Source organism: Bradyrhizobium sp. SZCCHNR2028, assembly GCF_032380995.1.
Taxonomy (GTDB): Bacteria; Pseudomonadota; Alphaproteobacteria; order Rhizobiales; family Xanthobacteraceae; genus Bradyrhizobium.
Genome location: NZ_JAUHJF010000004.1, coordinates 138,862 through 163,968 on the forward strand (window position 1 = coordinate 138,862; position 25,107 = coordinate 163,968).

Annotated in this window: 20 protein-coding genes; 9 read left to right on the forward strand and 11 right to left on the reverse strand. The window is 67.0% G+C overall.

The window, feature by feature from the left end:
• Positions 1 to 30 precede the first annotated feature (30 nt).
• Both QX121_RS08890 and QX121_RS08895 read left to right on the forward strand, forming a co-directional pair.
• Positions 31 to 720, forward strand: coding sequence for a class I SAM-dependent methyltransferase (locus QX121_RS08890; protein WP_315811699.1), 690 nt, complete (start codon positions 31 to 33; stop codon positions 718 to 720).
• A gap of 144 nt (positions 721 to 864) precedes the next feature.
• On the forward strand, positions 865 to 1,497 hold the full coding sequence (locus QX121_RS08895; RefSeq protein ID WP_315811700.1) for a hypothetical protein: 633 nt from the start codon (positions 865 to 867) through the stop codon (positions 1,495 to 1,497).
• 239 nt (positions 1,498 to 1,736) lie between these two features.
• Here the strand turns inward: QX121_RS08895 and QX121_RS08900 are convergent, their stop codons facing one another.
• Positions 1,737 to 3,401, reverse strand: coding sequence for an aminotransferase class III-fold pyridoxal phosphate-dependent enzyme (locus tag QX121_RS08900; RefSeq protein WP_409999329.1), 1,665 nt, complete (start codon positions 3,399 to 3,401; stop codon positions 1,737 to 1,739).
• Between the two features lie 35 nt (positions 3,402 to 3,436).
• Between QX121_RS08900 and asd the strand changes: the two genes are divergently transcribed.
• From asd to QX121_RS08920, 4 genes are all read left to right on the forward strand, one after another.
• Positions 3,437 to 4,312 carry an archaetidylserine decarboxylase gene (asd, locus tag QX121_RS08905; RefSeq protein ID WP_315811701.1) on the forward strand — a complete coding sequence of 292 codons (876 nt, stop codon included), beginning with the start codon at positions 3,437 to 3,439 and terminating at the stop codon, positions 4,310 to 4,312.
• Between the two features lie 115 nt (positions 4,313 to 4,427).
• Positions 4,428 to 5,423, forward strand: coding sequence for an NUDIX hydrolase (locus QX121_RS08910; protein WP_315811702.1), 996 nt, complete (start codon positions 4,428 to 4,430; stop codon positions 5,421 to 5,423).
• 30 nt (positions 5,424 to 5,453) lie between these two features.
• Positions 5,454 to 6,332 (forward strand): DMT family transporter, encoded by an 879-nt coding sequence (locus QX121_RS08915; protein ID WP_315811842.1) that lies wholly within the window; start codon positions 5,454 to 5,456, stop codon positions 6,330 to 6,332.
• 174 nt (positions 6,333 to 6,506) lie between these two features.
• A complete protein-coding gene (locus QX121_RS08920; RefSeq protein ID WP_315811703.1) occupies positions 6,507 to 7,400 on the forward strand; it encodes a DUF3313 domain-containing protein in 894 nt (297 codons plus the stop codon).
• A gap of 89 nt (positions 7,401 to 7,489) precedes the next feature.
• Here the strand turns inward: QX121_RS08920 and QX121_RS08925 are convergent, their stop codons facing one another.
• The 4 genes from QX121_RS08925 to QX121_RS08940 all read right to left on the reverse strand — a co-directional run bounded on the left by QX121_RS08925 (position 7,490) and on the right by QX121_RS08940 (position 14,143).
• Positions 7,490 to 8,764, reverse strand: a complete 1,275-nt coding sequence (locus tag QX121_RS08925; protein ID WP_315811704.1) for a DUF2130 domain-containing protein — start codon at positions 8,762 to 8,764, stop codon at positions 7,490 to 7,492.
• A 110-nt stretch (positions 8,765 to 8,874) separates the two neighbouring features.
• A complete protein-coding gene (locus tag QX121_RS08930; RefSeq protein ID WP_315811705.1) occupies positions 8,875 to 11,952 on the reverse strand; it encodes an efflux RND transporter permease subunit in 3,078 nt (1,025 codons plus the stop codon).
• The gene (locus QX121_RS08935) at positions 11,949 to 13,025 is read right to left on the reverse strand and encodes an efflux RND transporter periplasmic adaptor subunit (RefSeq protein ID WP_315811706.1); all 1,077 of its coding nucleotides are present in this window, start codon (positions 13,023 to 13,025) and stop codon (positions 11,949 to 11,951) included. Before QX121_RS08935 ends, QX121_RS08930 begins: the two co-directional genes overlap by 4 nt.
• Positions 13,022 to 14,143, reverse strand: coding sequence for an efflux RND transporter periplasmic adaptor subunit (locus tag QX121_RS08940; RefSeq protein WP_315781912.1), 1,122 nt, complete (start codon positions 14,141 to 14,143; stop codon positions 13,022 to 13,024). Before QX121_RS08940 ends, QX121_RS08935 begins: the two co-directional genes overlap by 4 nt.
• 315 nt (positions 14,144 to 14,458) lie before the next feature.
• Here QX121_RS08940 and QX121_RS08945 point away from each other — a divergent pair, with 315 nt between their 5' ends.
• A complete protein-coding gene (locus tag QX121_RS08945) occupies positions 14,459 to 15,097 on the forward strand; it encodes a TetR/AcrR family transcriptional regulator (RefSeq protein WP_315781909.1) in 639 nt (212 codons plus the stop codon).
• 310 nt (positions 15,098 to 15,407) lie between these two features.
• Here QX121_RS08945 and QX121_RS08950 read toward each other — a convergent pair whose 3' ends face one another.
• Both QX121_RS08950 and QX121_RS08955 read right to left on the reverse strand, forming a co-directional pair.
• Entirely contained in the window at positions 15,408 to 15,707 is a 300-nt protein-coding gene (locus tag QX121_RS08950; protein WP_315781907.1) for a hypothetical protein, read from the reverse strand.
• A 518-nt stretch (positions 15,708 to 16,225) separates the two neighbouring features.
• Positions 16,226 to 17,410, reverse strand: a complete 1,185-nt coding sequence (locus QX121_RS08955) for a urate hydroxylase PuuD (RefSeq protein WP_315811707.1) — start codon at positions 17,408 to 17,410, stop codon at positions 16,226 to 16,228.
• A gap of 200 nt (positions 17,411 to 17,610) precedes the next feature.
• Here QX121_RS08955 and QX121_RS08960 point away from each other — a divergent pair, with 200 nt between their 5' ends.
• Positions 17,611 to 17,922 carry a hypothetical protein gene (locus QX121_RS08960; protein WP_315811708.1) on the forward strand — a complete coding sequence of 104 codons (312 nt, stop codon included), beginning with the start codon at positions 17,611 to 17,613 and terminating at the stop codon, positions 17,920 to 17,922.
• A 116-nt stretch (positions 17,923 to 18,038) separates the two neighbouring features.
• Here QX121_RS08960 and QX121_RS08965 read toward each other — a convergent pair whose 3' ends face one another.
• On the reverse strand, positions 18,039 to 20,753 hold the full coding sequence (locus tag QX121_RS08965) for a molybdopterin-dependent oxidoreductase (RefSeq protein WP_315811709.1): 2,715 nt from the start codon (positions 20,751 to 20,753) through the stop codon (positions 18,039 to 18,041).
• Entirely contained in the window at positions 20,750 to 21,577 is an 828-nt protein-coding gene (locus QX121_RS08970; protein ID WP_315811710.1) for an FAD binding domain-containing protein, read from the reverse strand. The genes QX121_RS08965 and QX121_RS08970 overlap by 4 nt, the downstream gene beginning before the upstream one ends.
• A gap of 140 nt (positions 21,578 to 21,717) precedes the next feature.
• Between QX121_RS08970 and QX121_RS08975 the strand changes: the two genes are divergently transcribed.
• On the forward strand, positions 21,718 to 23,064 hold the full coding sequence (locus QX121_RS08975) for an 8-oxoguanine deaminase (protein ID WP_315796724.1): 1,347 nt from the start codon (positions 21,718 to 21,720) through the stop codon (positions 23,062 to 23,064).
• A 9-nt stretch (positions 23,065 to 23,073) separates the two neighbouring features.
• Here QX121_RS08975 and QX121_RS08980 read toward each other — a convergent pair whose 3' ends face one another.
• Both QX121_RS08980 and QX121_RS08985 read right to left on the reverse strand, forming a co-directional pair.
• A complete protein-coding gene (locus QX121_RS08980) occupies positions 23,074 to 24,051 on the reverse strand; it encodes a peptide ABC transporter ATP-binding protein (protein WP_315811711.1) in 978 nt (325 codons plus the stop codon).
• Positions 24,048 to 25,082: an ABC transporter ATP-binding protein gene (locus tag QX121_RS08985; protein WP_315811712.1), complete on the reverse strand. Its 1,035-nt coding sequence runs from the start codon at positions 25,080 to 25,082 to the stop codon at positions 24,048 to 24,050. The genes QX121_RS08980 and QX121_RS08985 overlap by 4 nt, the downstream gene beginning before the upstream one ends.
• Positions 25,083 to 25,107: the final 25 nt, after the last annotated feature.

A 25,107-nucleotide genomic window follows, 5' to 3' on the forward strand; every position in this document is an offset into this window, starting at 1 on the left:
CATCAATTCCAAACCAAGTGAGATGTAACGATGGCAGAAACCATGAAGCTCGACGGCGCGCGGGAGCTCGACTTCGATCGCGAGCAGGTCGAGCAGGCCTATGACCGCTGGGCACCGATCTACGACCTCGTGTTCGGCGGCGTGTTCGAGAAGGGTCGCAAGGCTGCGATCAGCGCCACCAACAAGCTCGGCGGCCGCGTGCTCGAGGTCGGCGTCGGCACCGGCATCTCGCTGCCGCTCTATGCGCCGCATGTGCGCGTGTTCGGCACCGACATCTCCGAGGCGATGCTCGGCAAGGCGATGCGCCGCGTCGCCGACCAGCGGCTCAAGAACGTCGAGGGCCTTGCGGTGATGGACGCGGAGCAGCTCGACTTCCCCGACGACTCCTTCGACGTCGTGATGGCGCAATATGTCGTCACTGCCGTTCCCAACCCGGAGGTCGCGCTCGACGAGTTCGCGCGCGTGCTGCGCCCGGGCGGCGAGCTGATCATCCTGACCCGCGTCAGCGCCGACGACGGCCTGCGCCGCGTCATCGAGCAGGCGTTGCAGCCGGTGGTCCGCCGTCTCGGCTTCCGCACCGCCGAGTTCGGCTGGTCGCGCTACATGCGCTGGCTCGCCGGCGCGCAGCGCATGGAGCTGGTCGAGCGCCGCCTGATCCCGCCGCTCGGCCATTTCTCGCTGGTCCGCTTCCGCAAGCTGGAGCGTGCCGCCGCGGCCTAAGCCGCGGCAGCCCTCTGCCGCCGCTGCGGCGTTCTCCGTAGTCCCCAACGTCTCGCTGCGTCCGATCGTGTGACATCTTGATGATGTCACACGATCTACACCGAATCCCTGTACACGACCTGCAACTCATTCTTCGGAGCAACCATGATCAAGCATTTCCTGGAGCAGCTGCGGATCCAGCGCTGGGACGACCACCGCTATTATCATCACAGCCGCATCAACCAGAGCCTCCACTTCGTCAGCGCGCTCAGCTTCATGATCGCCTATGTCATGATGGTGTTCGATCCGCTGGTCTCGGCGCTGATCGGCTGGCTGATATCGATGACCTCGCGCCAGGCGGGCCACTTCTTCTTCGAGCCGAAGGGCTACGACCACGTCAACCAGGCGACCCACGAACACAAGGAAGAGATCAAGGTCGGCTACAATCTGCAGCGCAAGGTCGTGCTGATGTCGATCTGGGCCGCGGCTCCCGTGGTGCTCTATCTGCAGCCGACCCTGTTCGGCCTGCTGCCGCCCTGGACCTCGGCGATGGATTTCGTGCGCGAGACCGCCAAGCTGTGGCTCGTGATCGGCATCGGCGGGCTGCTGTTCCGCACCGTGCACCTGTTCTTCATCCGTGACGTCGAAACCGGCCTCGTCTGGATGACCAAGATCATCACCGACCCGTTCAACGATTTCATGCAGTATCGCTCGGCCCCGCTGGCGCTGCTGCGCGGCGAGCTGATCGACCCCGGCCTGCACCTGATGGGCGAGAGCCTCGAAGAGCAGCACGCCTGAGCCGGACGCTGCGTTTGAGTTGCGCGATGCCCGGGCCGGTCCCGGGCATCGGTGTTTGTGGGAAGGCCAAAGTGAGATCGATCGCCCCCGAAGCCGAAGCGGCGGTGCCACCCTCCCCTGGAGGGGGAGGGTCGACGCGCGCGCAGCGGGCGTCGGGGTGGGGTGATCTCTCCACGAGCACTGAACTGCGTCGAGAGATCACCCCACCCCGCCTCATCCGGGGGAGGGTGACAGCAACCTCAGCGCCCGACCACGGCTCCGAGCATCTCTTTCAGGATCTGGCGCTTGATCGTCTTGTTGGTGAGGGTGCCGTCGTTCCACCACCAGCCGTCCTGCTTCATCTTCTCGGCTGCCGTGACGAAGCGCCTGGTCACCTCGGCAAAATCGGCGTCGGTGTAGTTCAGGCTGAAGATCAAGCGGCCGGTACCGACCCAGCTCAGCGCCAGGCCCTCGGCGCGCAGGTAGTACTGCAGCATCCAATTGTAGCGCGACGGCACGGGGTACTCGACCAGCCAGATCGACTGCAGATTGGACACGCGCACCGGCAGCTCGTGCTCGGCCAGTGCGGCGTTGAGTTGCGCGGCGCGGCCGTTCCAGGTCTCGTCGAGGCCGTCGTAGATGGCGCGGAAGTTCGGGCTGTCGAGCCGGCTCAGGAACTCGTCCATTGCCGCCATCACGTAAGGATGCGAGTTGAAGGTGCCGCGGGCGAAGCAGATGTCGGCCGGGCGGTCGTCGCGGAAGCGGCGCATCAGCTCGCGCTTGCCGCAGACCACGCCGATCGGCAGGCCGCCGCCGAGGCTCTTGCCGTAGGTCACCATGTCGGCTGCGACGCCGAAATACTCCTGCGCGCCGCCCGGCGCGAGCCGGAAGCCGAGGAACACCTCGTCGAACAGCAGCACGATGCCGCGCTCCGTGCAGACCTCGCGCAGCTGCTTCAGCCAGGCGGTGTAGGCCGCGCGGTCGTAGCGGCCCTTGCGCGAGGAGTCGACCAGCGCGGAATCGCCAGGCGCATTGCCGTTCGGATGCAGCGCCTGCAGTGGATTGACCAGCACGCAGGCGATGTCGCGGCGCGTGCGCAGGACGTGCAGGGTGCGCTCGGACATCTCGGCCAAGGTGTAGGTCTCGTGCGGCGCGATCGGATTGCCGACGCCGGGCTGCACGTCGCCCCACCAGCCGTGGTAGGCGCCGGCGAAGCGCACCAGATGGCTGCGGCCGGTGTGGTAGCGGGCGAGCCGCACGGCTTGCATCACCGCCTCGGTGCCGGACATGTGGAACGAGACTTCATCCATGCCGGACAGCTCGGTCAGGCGCTTCACGTTGTCCGCGACGACCGGATGATAGAGCCCGAGCACCGGGCCGAGCGCGCTCGCCCGCCGCTCGGCGGCCGCGATGCACTCCTTGTAGAAGTCGTAGCCGAAGATGTTGACTCCGTAGGAGCCGGTGAGATCGTAGAACCGGTTGCCGTCGAGATCAGTCAGGGTCACGCCGGAGGAGGCCTGCATGAACGAGCCGGCGCCGAGCTGCTCCTTGACCAGCCGGCTGTACTGGAACGGCACGCGGTAGGACTGCGTGAACTGCAGATCGGAGATGCGGCTCGCGGCTTCCGCCGTCAGCGCGCGGCTCTTGGCGAACTTCTCCTGGAACAGCGTGCCGAGCCGGAAGAAGCCATCCTGCCGCCGGGCCGCGACATCCGGCGGTGCGCCGTCGGAGCGGAAGAAGTCGTCGATGTCGAACTCATAGCGCGGGATCATCTTCGAGATCCGGCGCGACATCTTGGAATGGCCGGCCAGCGAGCGGTGCTTGGCGCGCGACAATTCGATGCGGGCCTTGACCTTCGGGGCGACGGCGGCCGTCACGGCAGCGCCAACGGCGAGCGATACATAAGGAATCGAGTTTTCCATCATGTCCACCAGCGCTAACCCCTCCTGCTGACAGATTCATGACAGTCAAAAGCCTGATCGCCTCCGTCACCCAACAGGAAGACCTCAACTTCCTGCTCACCAACCGCGTGCCGCGCGCCGCGCTGACCCGCTTCATGGGCTGGTTCTCCAAGATCGAGACTCCGCTCGTCCGCGACGCCTCGATCGCGCTGTGGAAGCTGTTCTCCGACCTCGATCTCTCCGAGGCCAAGGAGAGCCACTTCAAGAGCCTGCACGCCTGCTTCACGCGCGAGCTGAAGCCCGGCCTGCGGCCGTTCGATCCCGATTCCACCATCGTCACCAGCCCGTCGGACGGCATCATCGGTGCCCACGGCCTGATCCGCGACGGCGAGCTCTACCAGATCAAGGGCGCGCCCTATTCGCTGCGCGAACTCGTCGCTGATCCCGCCGTGGTCGAGACCCATCGCAACGGCTGCTTCGTCACCTTGCGTCTCACCTCGAGCATGTATCACCGCTTCCACGCGCCGGCCGACATGACGATCGAGCATGTCAGCCTGATCCATGGCGACGTCTGGAACGTCAATCCGATCGCGCTGAAGCGGGTCGAGCGGCTGTTCTGCAAGAACGAGCGCGCGGTCATCCGCACGCACCTCGCTTCCGGCGAGCCGTTCACGATCGTGCCGGTCGCCGCGATCCTGGTCGCGAGCATCCGCCTGCATGCGCTGGACCGCGTATTGAACGCGCAGACCGAGCGGCCGCTCGCCTACACCTGTAACAACAATGTGCGCAAGGGCGACGAGCTCGGCTGGTTCGAGCATGGCTCGACGATCATCCTGCTCGCGCCCGGCGACTTCACGTTCTGCCCCAATGTGACGGAGGGCGCCCGCATCCGGGCCGGACAGCCACTGTGGCGCAGGCGCGTCGCCGCCGGATGAATGTCAGGTCCGCGCCCGCGGAATCTCGATTTCGTCGTTGCGCAGTCCTATATCGGAGCGTTCAACTGGCGAATCGGACCGCGGGAGTTGCGGTCGTTGCGGCTCGGGAGAGGCGATGGCGAGAGCGCCGATCATGGCGGCAGGTGGCATCGTGCTGCGGCGGGAACAGCCGCCGCGCATCGCGGTCGTGCGCCTGCGCAAGCGCGACGAATGGGTGCTGCCCAAGGGCAAGCTCGACGACGGCGAGACGCCGCGCGACGCCGCCAAGCGCGAGGTGCTGGAGGAAACCGGCCACAAGGTGACCGTGCACGAATTCCTTGGCACGTTGGTCGTCGACACCGGCACGCGCTCCAAGGTCGTGCATTACTGGCGCATGGAAGCGGCCGATGAGCCGTCGCAGCCGCTGATGGACGACGTCCGCGCCGTCGACTGGCTGCTGCTCGATGCCGCGGTCGCGCGGCTGTCGCGCGATCATGAAAGGACGTTCCTGGAGATGGTCGGGCCCTACGCGCTCGCAGGCCTGATCCGCAAGACCAGGGCGAAGCCGGCGCCGGAGGTGGCCAGAACGGTGGAAAAGACCCCGCCGGCAGCTGAAAAGATCGTGGCGGAGAAGGCCGCCGTCGCCGAAAAGTCTGCCGTGGCGAAGAAGCGCCGCAGCCGCGTCAGCGAGCCGCCTGCGCCGCCTGCAGAGATCGCCGTCGTCACCGCAGCCGAGCACGACGCGCCCGCGCCGGAGATCGCACCAACGCCGGCAGCGGCGGCCACAGCAGCGGCGCCGGAGGCTCGGCCGGACCGGTCGGAGACGGAGGCGCTGTCCGAGGTCGGCGCGACGATCGCGCCGCAGCCCGCCGAGGCGGAGCGCGTGCCCGAGGATGTCGAGCGGGTGGAAGCTGTCGTGGCCGCGATCAAATCGCTCGTTCCGGACCGTCCGGCGACGCGTGGCGGCGCAGCCGGCGCCGTGCCGACACGAGAGACGGGCAGCTCCGAGCCGCAGCCTTCCGATGCGGATCGCGAAGCTGCCGATGATCCGGTCGGCAACGGGACATCGGCGGGAGAGCCGCGCCTCACCTTGGCCCAGAAGATGCGCGCCTGGCTTGGCCGTGCCGCGTGAGGTGTTCGGCCGACCGGCGTGCCGCCGATGATGCTTCACGATCTGGCCGCGCTGGCGGCCGCTTTCAGCATCGCCGTCAGCAACATCATCGCGCCGTCGGCCGTCCGCCAACTCGGTCCCGTCAGGTTCAACGCGATCCGCCTTGCGGCGGCGCTCTTGAGCATGCTGGCCTTGGTGACGCTACGAGGCCACTGGGCCGCGCCGCCCGGTGATCAGCTGCTGATGCTGGCAGCATCGAGCCTGCTCGGCGTCGTCGTCGCGGATTCCTGTTTCTATGCGGCGCTGGCCCGGCTGGGGCCGCGCCTGACCGCCGTCGTCTACGCCAGCTGGGCCGCATTCGCGGCCGTGCTCGGCTATCTCCTGCTCGGTGAGACGCTGTCCACGATCAAGATGACGGGCGTGGGGTGTATCGTGAGCGGCGTGTGGGTCGCGATCGTCTTTCGACAGCCTGTCGCGGTCGCTCAGGAAGCGCACGGCTCGGTCGGAGCAGGTTTGTTGTTCGGTCTGGCGGCCGCGCTGTTCGCGGCGGCCGCTGTCCTGATGGCGCGTCCTGTGATGGCCGCGGGTCTGGATCCGGCATTGGCCACGTCAATTCGCGCTGCGATCGGATTGGCTGCTTTGGTCGCCTTGTCCGTTATGCCGCGTTTCCGCAGCTCGTTCGCAGTGGATCGATCGGTCGTCATGCGGTCCGCGCTGAGCGGTGTGCTCGGGATGGGCGTCGGCATGACACTCGTCTTGTTTGCGCTGACCAGCCGGCCCGTCGGGATCGTCTCCAGCCTGTCGTCGACGACCCCTGTCATGATCCTGCCGCTGCTGTGGTGGAGCACCGGGCTCAGGCCCGCGCCGGCCGCCTGGCTGGGCGCCGTCCTGGCCGTGTCGGGCGTCGTCGCCATCACCAGCGGATTTTGAGTCCGCCGGCGCAGGTGGCGGACCGCGGACGCGCTTGCCGCACTCTCTCCTTGGTTGGTGGCGTTGCGTAACATCTCTCCATGCTTCCGCCCCACGCTGTCCGGATTTTCCTAGGAGAAACATGGCGCCGCTCGCGAGGGGCGCGCAGATTGGTCGGCGTGAGGCGGTCCGGGCATGGTCGAAATCGACGTCGCGGCTTTCGTGAGATCATGTACCCCGGCCACCATCCGCCTGGCGATGCTGTGCGCGGCCCTCGGCCTGTCGGGCTGCGCCACCGCGCCGATGACGCAGAGCGGCGCGCTCGCATCCTATCAGTCGCTGGCGGAATCGAACGGCGTGCTCGCCAAGTCGCTGCTCAACGTCGACAAGGACAATGTGCTCGCGGCGCAGACCGTGCGTATCATGCCGACAACCTTCTCGGGCCAGGCCGGCGCGGTGCTGACGGACCAGCAGCGGCAGCTCGTCGCCAACGCCGTCGACCGCGCGCTGTGCCTCAACCTGAGCGAACGCTTCACGGTCGTGGCGCCCAATCAGAGGGCCGATTTGACGACGCGCACCTTCATCACCCAGGCGACGCCGACCGATCCGGTTGCCGCCGGGGCCTCCAAGGTCGTGTCGGCCGTGCCGGGCGCGCTCGGCGTTCCTGTTCCGGTGCCGCGGCTGCCGATCGGGCTCGGCAGTCTCACGATCGAGGCTGAAGCGCTCGACCGCAAGGGCCGGCAGCAGGCCGCAATGGTGTGGGCGCGCGGCGCTAATTCGTTCACCAACTCGCCGGTGCTGTCGCAGGCCGGCGATGCCTACGATTTGGCAGGTTCTTTCAGCGCCGATTTCGGCCAGATGCTGGTGACCGGCGAGACCCCGTTCGGCAAGGTGCCGAAGCTGCCGTCGATCGAACGGATCGGCGCGGCCCTCGGCGGCAAGCCGAAGAACGCGGCGTGTGAGGCGTTCGGCAGGGATCCTGGAGTCATCGGTATGGTCGCCAACCGCCTGGGCGCCCCGCCGGAATGGGTCGACAAGGGTGCTGTGCCAAGGGACCCACAGGCGAGCACGCAGATGGCGAAGCAGTAGCGGCCACAGGAATGCCAGACGCGGCCGCGTAGGAAAGCATAAACGTGGTGCGGTGCTGGCACGCCTCGGATCGGCGCGGCCGGCGCGCGCTACTCCGCCGCCTCGCTCTTGCCCTCGATCAGCAGCACGTCGAGGCTCTCGATCTCCTGCATCGCCCGGCCGGCGATGCCCTGCAGGTCGCCATACAGTCCCGCCGTCGAATCCAGCACGCCGCGCAGTTGCTCCTCGCGCTTGGCCCAGAGCCGCATCATGGTCTTGCGCTCCCGGTCGAGGTCCGATTGCATCTCGGTGAAGCGCTCGACGATGGCGTCGATGCGGTGGCGGAAACGGGGGCCCGTGAGATAGGCGTAGACCATCTCCATCTTGGTCTGCTGGCCCTCCTGCGCGAGCTTGCTGCAGGCGACGTCGATCAGCGACTGCCGCAGTGCCAGCGACAGTGGCAGCGCGAAGCGCGGCTCGGCGACCCAGACGCCGTCGATCAGGTCGAAGCCGTCGACCCCCTTGGGCAGCGCGCTCGAGACGATCAGCGCGATGTCGGCCTTGGCGGCGCGCAGGTCGTCGCGCAGCTTGACCAGCCAGCCATCGCTCCAGTTCTTGGTGCGCTTGGATTCCCACAGGATCGCCCCGCAGACCTGGCCGCTGGGGGCCACGACCCGATGGATCACGTCGCCGCCGAACTCGCCCTTCGGCACCGGCTCGACAAGGTCGCGGGGGAAGCGCGCACGCAATTGCGATTCCAGCTCGATCTCGAGCGCCTCGCCCTGCAGTTGCTGCGAGCCTTGCTCGGCCTTGCGGCGGAGTTCCTCGATCTGGCGCTGCATGCCGGCGATCTGGGTTTCCTTCTCGGCGACCTTGGCCTTCAGCGACTCCTCGGCCTCCAGCCGCGCCTTGTCGCGCACGGCAACAAGGCTCTCCTGCACCTTGGTCTCGATGGTGAGATCGAGCTCGCGGCGGGCCTCGTCGAGTTCGCGCTGCTTGCGCATCATCTCGGCCTGCGCCTTCTGGGCGTCGGCGAGCTTGGCGTCCTTGCTGAGGATGGTCTCGTGCAACTCGGCGAGCTGGCGATCGCGATTGCCCATCTCATCCGCGACGGCCTGGCGCGCCTTCTCGGCTTCGGCTTGCGCGATCGCGGCGCGCTCGGCCTTCAGCTTGACAGCGACCTGCTGATCGATCGCGGCCTTGGCCTGCGCGATCTGCTCCTGCGCCGCCTTGAGCTGCGCCTCGCGGCGGCCGAAATCGGCTTCCTTCGCCTGCAGCTGCTTTTCGAACTGCCGGCGCGTCTCCGCGATCAAGGGCGCTGCGAGCTGCTCGGTCAGCTTGATCTCGGTGCGGCAGGAGGGGCAGACGATCTGAGGATCGGTCATGATTCGCATCCTTCCATGAAGGCCGAATCTAACCGGCCGCCGCGTGGCGTTTAACCCACGCGGACGGCTTATCCCATGCAATTATCTGCGATTCCCCGCCATTCGGCGTCTTACGCGCCGTGCGGCGTGGCCTCCGGAGCCGCGGTGTTGTCCGGCGCCTTGATGCGGAACCAGGCGACGTAGAGCGCCGGCAGGAACAGCAAGGTCAGCACTGTGCCGACGATGATGCCGCCCATCATCGCATAGGCCATCGGGCCCCAGAACACCTCGCGCGCGATCGGGATCAGCGCCAGCGAGGCTGCGGCCGCCGTCAGCATGATCGGCCGCATGCGGTGCTCGGTCGCCTCCATCACGGCCTCCCACGGCGGCCGTCCTTCTTCGCGCAGATGCTCGATCTGCACGATCAGGATCACCGAGTTTCTGATCAGGATGCCGATCAGCGCGAGCACGCCGAGGATGGCGACGAAGCCGAGCGGCGCGCCGCTCGGCAGCAGCGCCGCGACGACGCCGATCAGGGCCAGCGGCGCCACCGCGAACACCAGGAACAGACGCTGGAAGCTCTGCAGCTGCAGCATCAGGATGGTCGCCATCGTGAACAGCATGATCGGGACGACCGCGATGATCGGCGCCTGGCTCTTGGCGCTCTCCTCGACGCTGCCGCCGGTGGCGACCTTGTAGCCGGCCGGAAGCTTGGCGTCGAAGGCCGTGATCGCCGGCTTGAGCTGATCGACGACCGTGTTGGGCTGCACCTGATCGATCACGCTGGCCTTCAGGGTCAGCGTCGGCTGCCGCGAGCGGCGCCAAATCTCCGGCTGCTCGATCTGGTAGCGCAGGGTCGCCAGCGCCGCGAGCGGGATCGACTGGCCGTTCGATCCGGACAGCTGCAGATCGCGCAGCGTCTCCAGCGACTGTCGTTCCTTGGCCTGGGCGCGGCCGCGAACGTCGATCAGATAGATGTCGTCGCGCACCTGGGTGATCGAGGTGCCGTCGAGCACGCCGTTCAGCGCGTTGGCGATGTCCTCCGAGGTGACGCCGAGCTGGCGCGCCTTGTCCTGCAGCACGTCGACTTTCACGACGCGCGCCGGCTCCATCCAGTCGAAGATGACGGCCCCGAGATGGCTGTTGCCGCGCAGGACGCCGGCCAATTCCTGCGCGATCTCGCGCACCTTGGCCACATCGGGCCCGCTGACGCGATACTGCACCGGGCGGCCGACCGGCGGGCCGATGTCGAGCAGATGCACATAGGCGTCGGTGCCGGGGAACGTCTTGGTCAGATAGGCCTGCAGCTTGGCGCGGGCACGGTCGCGCGCCTCGAGGCTCTTGGTGACGATGATGATCTGGCCGAACGACACGTCGGCCGGCTGCACGTCGAACGACAGCACGAAGCGCTGCGCGCCGGAGCCGACATAGGTCGACCAATGGTCGATGTCGGGATCGCCCTTCAGCGCCTCCTGCTCGAACTGCGCCATCTGCGCATTGGTCTCGGCGATCGAGGAGTTCTGCGGCAGGTTGAAGTCGATGACGAGCTCATTGCGGTCGGAGGAGGGGAAGAACTGCTGCTGCACGAAGCGCATGCCGAACACGGAGAGGCCGAAGATCAGCACCGTGGCGATGATCGTGATCCAGCGGTGCCGCATGCAGGCATTGAGCATGGCGCGGAAGATCCGCGTCAGCCGGCCGCCTTCGGCATGATGACTCGGCAAGGTCGCGGGCAGAATGGAGACGCCGAGCAGCGGCGTGAACAGCACGGCGACGATCCACGACACGACCAGCGACACCGCGATCACGACGAACAGCGTGAAGGTGAACTCGCCGGCGGCGCTGTTGTTGAGGCCGATCGGAATGAAGCCGGCGACCGTGACCAGCGTTCCCGTCAGCATCGGGAACGCGGTCGAGGTGTAGACATAGGTCGCTGCCTTGCGCAGGCTGTCGCCCACTTCGAGCCTCGCCACCATCATCTCGACCGCGATCATGGCGTCGTCGACCAGGAGGCCGAGCGCAATGATCAGCGCGCCCAGCGAGATGCGCTGCAGGGATATGCCCGTGTAGTTCATGAACAGGAAGGTGATCGCGAGCACCAGCGGGATCGAGATCGCGACGACGAGGCCCGCGCGCACGCCGAGGCTGACGAAGCTGATCGCCAGCACGATGATGACGGCTTCGTACAGTGCCTTGGTGAAGCCGCCGACGGCTTCCTCGACGATCTTGGGCTGGTCCGAGACGAGATGCACGCCGACGCCGACCGGCAGGTCGGCCACGACCTTCGCCATCTCCTCCTTCAGCGCCTCGCCGAAGTCGAGCAGGTTGGCGCCCGCCTTCATGCCGATGGCAAGCCCGATCGCCGGCTGGCCGTTGAAGCGGAACAGCGACGTCGGCGGGTCCTCATAGCCGCGGGTGATGGTGGCGACGTCGGTGAGCGGAAAGAAGCGGTCGTTGATGCGCAGGTTGATCGCCTTGAGGCTTTCCTCGGAGGTGAACTGGCCGGAGACGCGCACGGCGACGCGCTCGGGGCCGGCCTGCAGCACGCCGGACGGCGACACCGCGTTCTGCGCCTGCAGCGCGGTCAGGATCGTGCGCTGGTCGATGCCGAGCGCGGCCACCTTGCGCGGCGAGAATTCGAGATAGATCACCTCGTTCTGCGCGCCGACGATGTCGACGCGGCCGACATTGGGCACGGTCAGCACCTTGGCGCGGACCTCTTCGACGCGGTCACGGAGCTGGCGCTGGCTCAGCCCGTCGCTGGTGAAGGCGTAGATGTTGCCGAACACGTCGCCGAAGCGGTCGTTGAATCCCGGCCCGATCACACCGGACGGAAAGTCGCCCTTGATGTCGTTGATCAGGTTGCGCACCTGCAGCCAGGTCGGAACGACATCGCGCGCCTTGGTCGTGTCGCGCAGGTTGACGAACACGGTGGTTTGGCCGGGCACGGTCAGGCTCTTGGTATAGTCGAGCGCCGGCAGCTCCTCGAGCTTCTTCTCGATGCGGTCGGTGACCTGGCGTGTCATCTCCTCGGCGGAGGCGCCGGGCCACTTGGCCTGGATCAGCATCGTCTTGATGGTGAATGACGGATCCTCCTCACGGCCGAGATGCAGGTAGGAGTAGAGACCCGCGGCCATGAACGCGATCATGAAATACCAGACGAGCGAGCGGTGCTCGAGCGCCCAGTCGGAGAGGTTGAAGGACTTCACGGCTGAGATTCCTGATCGATGCGGACGGACTGGCCATCCTTGAGACTGTGCACGCCGGCGGTGACGACGCGCTGTCCGGCGTCGAGGCCGCCGGTGACGCGGACGCTGCCGTCCTCGTTCCTGGCGATCGTGATTTCCTGTCGCTTGACGGTCTTACTGGCCGCATCGATCAGCCAGACGAAGCTCTTGTCGTTCTGCTCCAGCACGGCCGAGCGCGGCAGCCGGATGACGGTCTTCTGCTCGGTGTCCAGCGTGGCGGTCACGGTGGTGCCGAGGCGCATGATCTCCGGCGGGTTGTCGAGCGTGATGCGGATGCGGCGCGTGCGCGTGGTTGCATCGGCGCGCGGCGCGATCTCGCGGACCTTGCCTGCCGCGCTGACGCCGGGATCGACCTGGAGCCGCACGGTGAACGGCGTGCCGGCCTGCAGGCCGCCGGCGATGTCGTCGCCGACATCGATGACGGCTTCGCGGATGTCGGGCCGCGCGATGGTGACGACGCTCACGCCCGGCGAGACGACCTGTCCGACTTCCGCGCCGACCGCGGTGACGATGCCGGCGAAATCCGCCTTGAGCTGGGCGTAGCCGAGCTGCTCGCGCGCCTTGGCGAGGTTGGACTGCGCCTTGACGACGGAGGCCTGGGCGGCTGCGCGCGACTGCTCCGCGCTCTCCAAGGTCGCCTTGGTGGTGGCGTCGGTTTCCAGCAGGGTGCGCTGCCGGCCCTCGGTGCCGGTCGCATTGGTCAGTTGCGCCTGGCTGCGCGAGACCTCGGCGGCCGAGGCACGCACGGCGAGCTCGAGCGCGGCGGGATCGATCGCCGCCACCACCTGGTCCTGCTTGACCATGTCGCCGACGAAAACGGGACGTGAGATCAGCCGTCCAAGGACTCGGAAGCTCAGATCAGACTTGTAGCGCGGCTCGACGGTGCCGGTGACGGCCGAGCCGTTGGCCGCCTGCGGCTCAATCTTCATCGACAGCACTGGCCGGACCGGCTCGGGAGCGGCGGCCTTTTGGTTGCAGCCGGCGAGCAGAGCGAGCGCGCCGAGCGGAAGAACACAACGCATCGGCGTCATCACGACCGCTTCTCCTCGTTGAATGTGATCTGTTGTCCGACGCTGAGCAGCTTGCCGCCATCGGTCACGACGCGATCGCCGGGCTTCAATCCGGCCGAGACGACGATCGCGCCGGTCTCATAATCCTCGATCGTGATCGGCTTCAGCGACACGGACTTGTCGGCGGCATTGACCAGCCAGACCGCCGGCGTCTTGCCTGCGGCCGTCAGCGCGCTCCATGGCAGTACGATGCGCTGCTCCGGCTTGATGAAGCCGGTGGCGCTGACGGCGCTGCCGAGGGTCATCTCAGGTGGCGGAGTCTCGATCGCGATCTTGACGCGGACCGTGCCGGACTTCGGATCGATGGTCGGCGAGACCTCGCGCACCGTGCCCTTGGCGGTGACCGAGGGATCCGACAGCAGTGAAAGCGCCACCTTGCTGTCATCGAACTTGAGCGACAGCGCAGCCTCGTAGACGTCGATCACGGCGTCGCGGGCGCCGTCATGGGCCAGCGTGAACACCGACTGCGCGGCTTGGGCAACCTGGCCGACCTCGATGTTGCGCGCGGTGATGGTGCCGTCGGCATCGGCGCGCAGCTCGGTATAGGTCAGGGCGTCCTTGGCCGTGCCCAGCTGCGCCTTGGCGGACTCCAGCGAACCCTCCGCCGTGCGGAGCGTCTCCTGGGCCTGGTCGAAGGTCGCCCGTGTCGTGAAGCCGCTCGACAACAAGGTCTGCTGCCGGTTGAAGTTGGAGGTCGCGACCTTGACCTGCGACTCCGCAGCCGTCACGGCGGCCTCCGCGGAATCGAGATCGGCCTGCTGCTCGGCCGGGTCGATCTTGGCCAGCAACTGGCCGGCCTTAACGTGTGCGCCGACCTCGACCAGCCGCTCGGTGACGCGGCCACTGACCCGGAACGACAGGTCCGCGAGCACGCGCGCCTGGACGTCGCCGGTCAGCGTGATCGATTGCCGCCGCTCCGACAGCTTGACCACCTCGGTCCGCACCAGCCGGGATGGCGGCGCCGTTGCGGCCGTCTTCTGCTCGCAGCCGGCCAGCAGCAGGCTGACGACAGCACAGCCGGCCACGGCCAGCAGCCGTGAGCCCGACGTCCGAAGGAAGGGGAATCCTGCGAATGGAGACATGGTCGTATCTTCGGCTCGGTTGGGTGGTGACGGTCGTCCCTGTCCCGCCGCGCATGCGCGCCGGATCAGAAGCGCCTGTTGGTCGCAAGCAGCCCGCAGAATTCGCTCAGCCGCCTGCCGTTGCAAGGAAGCAGGTTCACGCGAGAGTTGAACACCATCCTCTTGACAGTGCATGAATTAGACAATCAAATCTAGAATATATCGTCTAGTAACATTCTCGTGGCGGTTTCCAATTACCCCTATGCGGCTTGTCGGGCGCTCCCGTTGGGACATCGGCATCGCTGCCGCCGCGATGAACGAAGGCATGACGCGAACGTGCGACGGAAAGCTGCGACCGACCTGAATGACCCCGCGCGCACTGCGGCTCGTGCGCCCCGCCAGGCGCGCGGCCGTGAGCGCCGCGAGCAGTTGCTCGACGCGGCGGCCGCCATCATCGCCGAGGCCGGGATCGGCGCCGTCGGCATGCACGCCGCAGCCCAGCGCGCCGGCGCGTCGATCGGCTCGGTCTATCACTTCTTCCGTGACAAGGATCAGATGCTCGATGCGCTCGCCGAGCGTCACGATGCCGAGCTGCAGCCGGCGTTCGATCGCGTGCTGCAGCGAAGCGATGCGGAATGGGCAGCGATGTCGCCGCCGCAGGTCATCGAGCAGTTAATCGGCTGGGCGATTCGCTACTTCGTTCGCCATCCAGATGCGCTGGCGACGCTGGATCTGCACGATCAGACCATGCATGCCGAGTTCAGGGCCCTCATCGACCGCGTCATGCGTGCCAGGCTCGGCGACGAACTGGGTCAACAGGCGTCCACCACGCTCGATGCCGTCGTGCTCGGTACCCTGCTGTTCACGCGCGAGCAGGATCCGCGCAGTCGCGACGTCGTGGTCGCCGCGCTGCCGGAGATGATGGCAACCTATCTCACGGCGCTGGAGGCGAAGCGGAAGCGGCCGAAGGGCTGAGGTACAGACGCCGTATCGACGCGATCAGTGCGGCGACCTGAACGGCCACTCGCTCCTTTTCCGATGGATCGCCACCGAGCGCGGCGTCGCTGTGTCCTCGATCGGCTTGGCCGAGAGGATGATCTGGTCCTTGCCGTTCCAGCGGTCGAACTCGTAGCACCATTTGCCAGTCTCCGGTGTCCGATAATGCCTGTCCTTCAGCGCTCGATCGCGAGACGGATGATCGACGACCGCGAGGGTCGTTCGGTGCCGCCGACGATGCTGCAGATCAGACGGAACGACGAGGCAGGCGCGGCCGTATGCATCCCGCTCATCGCACGGGCCCCGCTGGCGATGGCGTGTCGACATGATCCATCGTCGTCATCGACAGCGGCTGCGGGCCCTCGACGAGAGCAGGGCGATCGCGGCGATGGGCCAGCCGCTGCTCGCCGCTCCGATTGCGTTTGCTGGCGATCCCTTCGACCAGCCGGGCCACGACGCCGACCACGGCAAAGCTCACGAGCAGCGAGATGCACAGCAGCCCCAGATAGAGCTTCAGCACCGAGCTTGCGAAGCAGGCAAGCGCGATGAGCGCGACAATGGCCAGCCGGCCTTTGACGGAGATCGACATGATGGAGCGTTTCGCTGATAGCTGATTGTGGGCGCCACTCTAGCGCCATGTTTTCTGCAGCCAAGCCGCGTCCCAATGGGTGGTAAATTTTGCCGCAAGGTCATGACGACAATCGGATGTGCTCCAGCTCAATCGTCGTTGCTCGGATCGCAGCTCAACTGCGCGTTGTGAAAATCCGGTTGTCCCAGCGTCGGCTTCACGCATGCGTCGTGGGGAACCGAAGCGAGCATCTGCAAGTACGCCGCCGCGCAATGACCGAGCCGACGGCTGCGTTGTCGGCGAATGCCGGAACGATGGGTCGAGTGCTTGTTGCGCGCCGAGAACATGCCCCGTGCCCGTGAGGGCGAACGATATACGCAACCCGGGCTGATCGCGCCGCGGGAGCGACGTGGCACGTCTTCTCCTGGAGAACCGCGGTGATTGAAAGTCGAACCGTTGCCAGGGCGCATGAGCTCGCGCGGGTGCAGGCTCGGCGAACGAGCTGTTTGACAGGTGAAGAGGACAGTGAAGGTGAGCGGCTATTGCGCACCCGCCCACGCCGCGAGCACGGCGCGCTCGTCGCCGGTGATCTCGGTGACGTTGCCGGGCGGCATGGCGCTCGACCACGCGGCGTTGCGCGCGATCAGCCGTGCATTGCGCTGGATGTTGTCGGCAGTGTCGAGCCGCACGCCCTTGGGGGCTGCGACGATGCCGTCCCATACGGGCTCGGCGGCGTGGCACATGCTGCAGCGGGAGGTCACGATCTCCGCGACCTGCGCGAATGTTGGCGGCGCGCTCATCGTCGTCTTGGCGTCGCGAGGGCCCGCCGCGGACAACAGCAGGATGCCGATCATGCCCGCGGCCGCAACGCCCCACACCCACCATGGCGACGGATGACCCTTGTGACGCGCGTTGAAGAAGTGGCGGATCACCGGCCCGAGCGCAAGCACGATGGCGACGATCGCCCAATTGTAGTGGGTGCCGAACAGCAGCGGATAGTGATTGCTGATCATCAGCACCACGACCGGCAGGGTCAGATAGTTGTTGTGGACCGAGCGCTCCTTGCCGGTCTTGCCGAGCCTGGGGTCCGGAGCCTGACCTGCGAGCAACGCGGCAACGATCTTCTTCTGGTTGGGGATGATCACCGCGAACACGTTGGCGACCATGATGGTGCCGATGATCGCGCCGATCTGATTGAAGGCGCCGCGGCCGCTCAGCACGTGGGTGAAGGCGTAGGTGAGCGCGACGAGGAAGATGTAGCCGCCGATCGCGAACGGCAGCTCGTGCCTGGCAAGGCCGCTGCGGCAGGCGCCCTCGTACAGCAGCCACGCCAGCGCCAGCGAGCCGAAGCTGAACAGGCCGGCCTGAACGGGCGTGAGATCGAGGATCGACTTGTCGACCAGGAACAGGTCGGCGTTGAGATAATACACCACGATCATCAGCACGAAGCCGGACAGCCAGGTGGTGTAGGCCTCCCATTTGAACCAGGTCAGCTCGCTCGGCATCTGCGCCGGCGCCACCAGATATTTGACGATGTGGTAGAAGCCGCCGCCATGGACCTGCCAGGCCTCGCCCATCACGCCCGTCGGCAGGCCCTCACGCGGCTTCAGGCTGAGATCGAGCGCGATGAAGTAGAACGAGCTCCCGATCCACGCCACCGCCGCGACCACATGCAGCCAGCGGAAGATCAGGCTCAGCCATTCCGATATGATCGAGGCCCACATCGTGCGCTCATCTCCTTTGTGCAGCACGCGCCGAAGGACGGCCGCCTGCGCCCCATCTGTTGCATCGATCCCGTGTGATTTCCAGCGCATCGCTTTGGCAGGCCGTGCACAGGAGACAGGCCTTCATGCGCGCTTGATCTGGTGGACTTCGACCGCGCGATTGCGTTCAATGCATCCGGTAACGACGCATGGCGGACGCGATGAAGAGACCGGTCCTGATCATTCTGGTGATGGCGCAGCCCGCCTTGGTGCAATCCACCTTGGCGCAGACAGCGCCCGCGCCGAAGCCGGCAGCCGCCAGGCGCGCCGATGCCTGCGCGCCGATCGGGCGCACCGAGGACGGCAAGCTGGTCTATTCGATGAAGTGCGAGACCATTCCAAAGCCGGTCGCGCCTGCCGCGCCACAGGCGGCCGCGCAGCCGACGCAATCTGCTCCGGGAGCCGAGCCGGAGCCCGAGACCGAGCGAAGCGGCCTGTTCGGCTGGTCCTACGATCGCCGGTCGAAGCCCTAGCGCAGCCATCTCCCACCTCGGACGTGCTGCGCAGAGGAGCTGGTGGCCGCCGGACGCTCGTCGACCGGACGAAATGTCTCGCTCATGCCCGTCCCCGGATCGTCGCCATCATTGGCTCATTCGCCGAATGTCTCCTGCAACTGCGGAAACAGCCGGTCCGGCTTGAACGGCACGGCGGTGAAGCGGATGCCGGTGGCGGCGCGCAGCGCGTTGCCGAGCGCGGCGGCGACCGGATTGTAGGGGCTCTCGCTCATCGACTTCGCCCCCAATGGGCCGATCGTATCGCTGGTGTCGGCAAACAGCACTTCGGTGCGCGGCACGTCGGCATAGGACGGCACATGGTAGTCGCGGAAGCGCGGATTGATCACGCGGCCCGTCTCGTCGATCACGATCTCCTCGTAGAGCGCAGCACCCAGCGACTGCGCGACGCCGCCCTCGATCTGGCCGCGGCACTGCATCGGATTGGCGACGCGGCCAGCATCCGCAGCCTGCACGCTCTTGAGGATCTTGACCACGCCGGTGTGCTTGTTCACGGCGACGCGAAAGCCCTGGACGTTGAACGCGACCGAGCGCGGCGTGCCCTGCGAACTGCCGCTCGCGGTGAGCGGCGATCCGCTGGCGTTCGCGAGCTCGGCAAAAGCGAGACGGTGTGCGCCGCACGTGATTGCATCATCGGCGATCACGCAGGCGCCGGGAGCGACGTTCCACCTGTCGGCCGCGAACCGCTTGATCGTCTCGGCCAGCGCCTCGGCGGCAGCCTGGGTCGCGCGTCCAGCGACGAAGGTGCCTGTCGAGCCATAGGCGCCGGTGTCGTGGCCGCCATGCGCCGTGTCGGACTGTCTGAGGCTGATGCGACCGACCGTGGTGCCGAGCACGGTCGCCGCGATCTGGCGATGCACGGTGCTGGTGCCATTGCCGAACTCGGCGGTGCCGACGGTGAGCACGAAGCCGCCGTCGTCGCGCAGGCTGATGGCGGCGTCGGCGAAGTGGCCGTCAGGCGGCACCGTATCGATCATCGTCAGCGCGATGCCATCGCCCGTCAGCCACTCGGCCGACAGCTCCGGCGTCGGCGTCGTCTCGGCCATCGCGCGCTCGACCAGATCGAGGCACTGGTCGAGCCCGTAGGAGCCGTACAGCACGTCGCTGTGCTCCGATGCCGGCGGCGCCAGCATGGGATCGCCGGGCCTGACGATATTGCGGCGTCGCATCTCGACAGCGTCGATGCCGAGCTGCCGCGCGAGCTCGTCGATTGCGGCTTCGACCGCGAAGGTGGTTTGCGGCAGGCCGTAGCCGCGATAGGCGCCGGCCGGCACCGTGTTGGTGTAGACGGCGATCGCGTCGACCTTTTTGTTGGGACAATTGTAGACCGAGATCGACTCGCCGCAGGCATGGAACAGCACGGGCCCGGCGTGATTGCCGTAAGCGCCGGTGTTGGAGACTACATCGAGCTGCAGCGCGGTCAGCTTGCCGTCGCTGTCGGCGCCCGCTTTGACCGTGACACGCATCGGATGTCGCGTCGAGGTCGCGATGAACTGCTCCTCTCGGGTGAATTCGAGCTTGACGGGACGGTTGGTCTTCAGCGCGGCGAGCGCGAGGATATCCTCGACGAACATCTCCTGTTTGCCGCCGAAGCCGCCGCCGACGCGCTCGCAGAACACGCGGACCTGGTCGGAAGGCAGGTCGAAGATTTCGCACAGCGCCCGCCGTGTCAGGAACGGCACTTGCGTGCTGGAACGGACGGTGAGCACGCCGTGGTCGTCGAGCCAGGCGAGACCGCCGTGCGTTTCCAGGGCGGCGTGCTGCACCCGCTGCGTGGTGAAGGTGCCTTCATAGGTCGCGGCGGCAGACGCGAGCGCGGCGGCGACGTTGCCAAGCTCGCCGTGGGTCTCGGCGACAATGTTGCGGCTGACGTCCGCGATGCGATGCGCAGCTGTGCGGCCGGCGTGAATGACGGGCGCGCCGGGCGCGATCGCGGCTTCGGGATCGACCACGGCAGGCAGGATCTCGTAGTCGACGACGAGGCGTCGGCAACCTTCCTCGGCGGCGGCCTCGCTGTCGGCGACCACGGCGGCGACCTTCTGGCCGATGAAGCGGACGACGTCGTCGAGCACGCGGGTGTCGGCCGGATCCATCCAGGCCTGCTCATGGCGCGCGGTGGAGAACAGCGTCGCCGGCGCATCCTCATGCGTCAGCACCGCATGCACGCCGGGCACCGCCAGCGCGGCCCTCTTGTCGATGGCGACGATACGCGCATGCGCGTGCGGCGAGCGCGCGAGTTTGACGTCCAGCAGGCCTTCGACCGTGGTGTCGAAGGTGTAGCGTGCCCGGCCGCGCACGACGTCGGGGCCGGCGGGGGCCGGCAGGCTGCGTCCGAAGGCTTCGCCGGCCGTGACATCCTCGACATGGGTGAGGCCGAGCAGCGCGTCCTCGATGGCGCGATAGCCGGTGCAGCGGCACAGATTGCCCTTCAGCGCCGCGCCGAGATCCTTCTTCTGCGCCTGGTTCAGCGAGGCGCAGGTGACGATCATGCCGGCGGTGCAGAAGCCGCATTGGAACGCCTGCGCATCGAGGAAGGCCTGCTGCATCGGATGCAGGCCGTCATCGGCGGCGAGACCTTCGACAGTCGTGACCGCCTTGCCCTCGGCGCGAAAGGCGGGGATCAGGCAGCTGTGCACCGGCTCGCCATCGAGCAGCACGGTGCAGGCGCCGCAATCACCGGCGTCGCAGCCCTTCTTGACGCCGAAATGGCCGGCGTCGCGCAGAAAGGTCCGCAGGCACTGTCCGGGGCGCGGGGCAGCATCGACTTCCTTGCCATCGACGATCACGCTCATGACCGCGCGCCGCCAGCGAGCTCGGCGCGAATCTCCTCGGCGAGGCGCAGGGTCATTGCCTTGCGCCAGGCGGGCTTGCCATGAACATCATCATGATACGACGTATCGGGGATGTCGCCGAAGATGCTCGCGCGCAGCAAGGTTGCGTCGGGCATGCTGGCAAAGCGCAGCTGCAGCGGCTTGACGGTCGATCCGGTTACGGTGAGCAGCAGGTCGCCGTTGCGGCCCGAGGTTCCGATCAGCAGCGCGCCGGAGCGTCCGACCGGAGTGAGTGCGATCTGGCGGAAGGCGGTGCGGCGCTTGAGCGCGGCCAGCGGAATGTCGATCTGGCGCAACAGGTCTCCAGGTGCGAGCACGTTGCTGTTGTTGCCGGTGACGAAGTCGGTGACCCTTATGCGCTGCTCGCTGCCGTCACTCCTCCAGATCGTGCAGACGCCCTCGAGCGCGGCGAGCAGCGAGATCATCGGCCCGGCCGGCAGCGACATGCAGAGATTGCCGCCGACGGTCGCCGTCTTCCAGATCTTGAAGGAAGCGAGGAACGCGCGGCAGCATTGATCGATCAGGGGCGCCGCGATCCAGTCGGCCGGGCAGGGCAGCGCGTCCAGCGCGGCGACGCTGCAGGTCGCGGCGATGCACAGGCCCTGATCGCTGATGGTGAGTGGCGGCCAGGCGAGCTCGCTGAGATCGATCAGCCGCGACAGCTGCGCCTGCGGTTCGGAGAACAGCCACGTGCCGCCGGCCAGCCAGGCATCGCCTGCCTGCCAGCTGGGCAGCTCGGCCCGCGTTCTCGGGCGCACGACCTCCGTGATGGTGTTCAGATCCATGGTGATGCCAGCTCGTGGGCGCAGCCTATCGCGGGTGGAATCCTTGCAAGACCAGCGCCAACTGGCAATAGGATGACGCTGGCCTTCCGCTTGCAAGTTACCGGCACACGCAAACGCCCAATCAACGAGACGAGGCAGCCATGAGCACGACGCCGATCTGGATCAAGGACCCGCTCGCCATTCTCGCCGAGGATGCTGCGCGCGGTGTCGTCGTCAAGGACGGCCGCATCGTCGAGCTGGTGCCTGCCGGTGCCGAGCCGGCCACCGCTGATGCGGCGACCTATGATGCCAGCGCGCATGTCGTGATCCCCGGGCTGATCAATACCCATCATCACTTCTACCAGACGCTGACGCGCGCGCTGCCGGCCGCGATGGACCGCGAGCTGTTCCCCTGGCTGAAGGCGCTCTATCCAATCTGGGCGAAGCTGACGCCGGAGGCACTGGATGCGGCGGTCACGGTCGCGATGGCCGAGCTGATGCTGTCGGGTTGTACGACCACGACAGATCATCACTACGTCTTCCCCGCCGGGCTCGAAGATGCAGTTGGCATCGAGGTCGCGGTGGCGAAGCGGCTCGGCATTCGGGTGCTATTGACCCGCGGCTCGATGAACTTGTCCGAGCGCGACGGCGGGCTGCCGCCGGACAGCGTGGTGCAGGACGAGGACACGATCCTTGCCGACAGTGAGCGCGTGGTCGCCACCTATCACGAGCGCGGGCCGGATGCGATGGTGCAGATCGCGCTGGCGCCGTGCTCGCCGTTCTCGGTGACGGGATCGCTGATGCAGAAGACGGCTGCGCTCGCCGACAAGCTCGACGTGCGGCTGCACACGCATCTCGCCGAGACCGAGGACGAGAACCGCTTCTGCGAGGCGATGTTCGGCTGTCGTCCGCTGGACTATCTCGAAAAGCAGGGTTGGCTTGGTCCGCGCACCTGGCTTGCGCACGGCATCTTCTTCAATGCCGAGGAGATGAAGCGGCTCGGCAAGGCGAGGACGACGATCACGCACTGCGCCTGCTCGAACCAGTTGCTCGCCTCCGGCTGCTGCCCGGTGTGCGAGATGGAGGAGGCGGGCGTCGGGATCGGCCTCGGCGTCGACGGCTCGGCGTCGAACGACGGCTCCAACCTGATGCAGGAGGTGCGCTCCGCTTTCCTGCTGCAGCGGGCGCGCTACGGCGTTAGCCGGATCAGCCACAAGGATGCGCTGCGCTGGGCGACGAAGGGCTCGGCCGCCTGCGTCGGCCGGCCCGAGCTCGGCGAGATTGCGGTCGGCAAGGCCGCCGACCTCGCACTGTTCAAGCTCGACGAGCTGCGCTTCTCGGGTTCAGGGGATCCGATCGCCGCGCTGGTGCTGTGTGGCGCGCATCGCGCCGATCGCGTGATGGTCGGCGGCCGCTGGACCGTGATCGACGGCGCCATTCCGGGGCTCGATGTCACCCGGCTGATCCGGCGCCACAGCGCGGCGGCAGCTCAGATGCAGGCGGGGTGAAGACGATTGTCAGGCCGGCTGTGGGTCCAGGAAGCGCTCGGCGTAATGGCAGGCGACGAGGCGGCCGTCGAGCGGGCGCAGCGGCGGGCGCTGCGCGCGGCAGAGATCCGTCACATGGGGACAGCGGGTCGAAAACACGCAGCCGGCCGGTGGGTCGAGCGGCGACGGCAACTCGCCCTTGGGCACGATCCGCTGACGTTTGCGGCCTAGGCCCGGCGTGGCGTCGACCAGGGCCTGCGCATAGGGATGAAGTGGCCGCGCGAAAATGCGCTCCTTCGGCCCGTGCTCCATGACCAGTCCCAGATACATGATCAGCACGTCGTCGGCGATGTGCCTGACAACACCGAGGTCGTGCGAGATGAAGAGATAAGCGAGCCCCAGCTCACGCTGCAGATCGGCCAGCAAGTTGAGCACCTGCGCCTGCACCGACATGTCGAGCGCGGAGACCGGCTCGTCGGCGACCAAGAGCTTCGGCCGCAGCATCAGGGCGCGCGCGATTGCGATGCGCTGCCGCTGGCCGCCGGAGAACATGTGCGGATAGCGGCCATGATGCTCCGGACGCAGCCCGACCTTCGCCATCATGTCGAGCGCCTGCGCGCGCCGCTCCTGCTTGGTGAGGTCGGTGTTGATGATCAGCGGCTCCTCGAGGATGGCGCCAACGCGCTTGCGCGGGTTGAGCGAGCCATATGGATTTTGAAACACGATCTGCACGGTACGCCGCAAGGTCCTCGAGGCGCCGGCCGGAGGATCGACGGCGTCGAGGCCGTCGAGCATGAGCGTGCCGGCGTCCGGCTTCTCGATGAGTGTGACCAGTCGCGCGAGAGTCGATTTGCCGCAACCGGATTCGCCGACGACCGCCAGCGTCTTGCCGGCCTCAATGGCAAAGGACACGCCGCCAACGGCCTGCAGATGCGCGGGGGCGCGGAACAGGCCCTGCTTGACCTCGTAGCTGCGCTTGAGACTGTCCGCGGTGACGAGCGCCGTCATGACAGGGCCTCGTGGGCCTGGCTCGGCGCACCGGCGCCATGCCGGTCGGCCTCGATTCGCTCTTCGCGCGTGGGATCGCCGAGCGGGTAATGACAACGCACCAGGCCATCGCTCCAGGGACGCAACTCGGGACGCACCGCATCGGTCAGCGGCGTCGCATAGATGCAACGCGGGCTGAACAGGCACCCGGGCGGCCGGTCGTAAGCTCCGGGCACCACGCCAGGGATGGTGGCGAGCCGTCCCCCGTCGCTCGCTTCCGGGCGCGCCGCCAGCAAGGCGGCCGTGTAGGGATGCTGGGGCGAGGCGAACAGGCTCGAGGTCGGGCGCTGCTCCATGATCTGTCCCGCATACATCACCGCTACGCGCTCGGTCGTGTCCGAGACCACGCCCATGTTGTGGGTGATGAGGATCAGCGCCATGCCGCGGTCGCGCTGCAGCGACAGCAGCAGATCGAGGATCTGGGCCTGGATGGTGACGTCGAGCGCCGTCGTCGGCTCGTCGGCAATCAGGAGCTTCGGATTGCAGGCGATCGCCATCGCGATCATGACGCGCTGGTTCATGCCGCCCGAGAGCTGGTGCGGATAGGACGAGAGCCGGCTCTCGGCGGCGGGAATGCCGACCTGCTCCAGCAGCTCGATCACCCGCCGACGCGCGGCCTTGCGATCCATCCCCTCGTGAATGCGCAGCGTCTCGGCCAGCTGATAGCCGATCGTGAAGGAGGGGTTGAGCGACGTCGTCGGCTCCTGGAAGATCATCGCGACGTCCTTGCCGGTGAGCGCGCGCCGCTCGCGGTCGGACAGGGTCTGCAGATCGCGTCCTTCGAACACCAATTTGTCGGCCTGAACGCGACCGGGGTAGGGCACCAGTCCCATCAGGGCCAGCATGCCGACGCTCTTGCCGGATCCGGACTCGCCGACGATGCCCAGCACCTCGCCTTTGTCGAGCGCGATGCTGACGCCATCCACGGCACGGACCATCCCGTTCCGCGATGGAAATGCGACCGACAGATTTTCGATCTCGAGAAGCGGCATCGGATCGCCTTCACTCTCTTGCGCA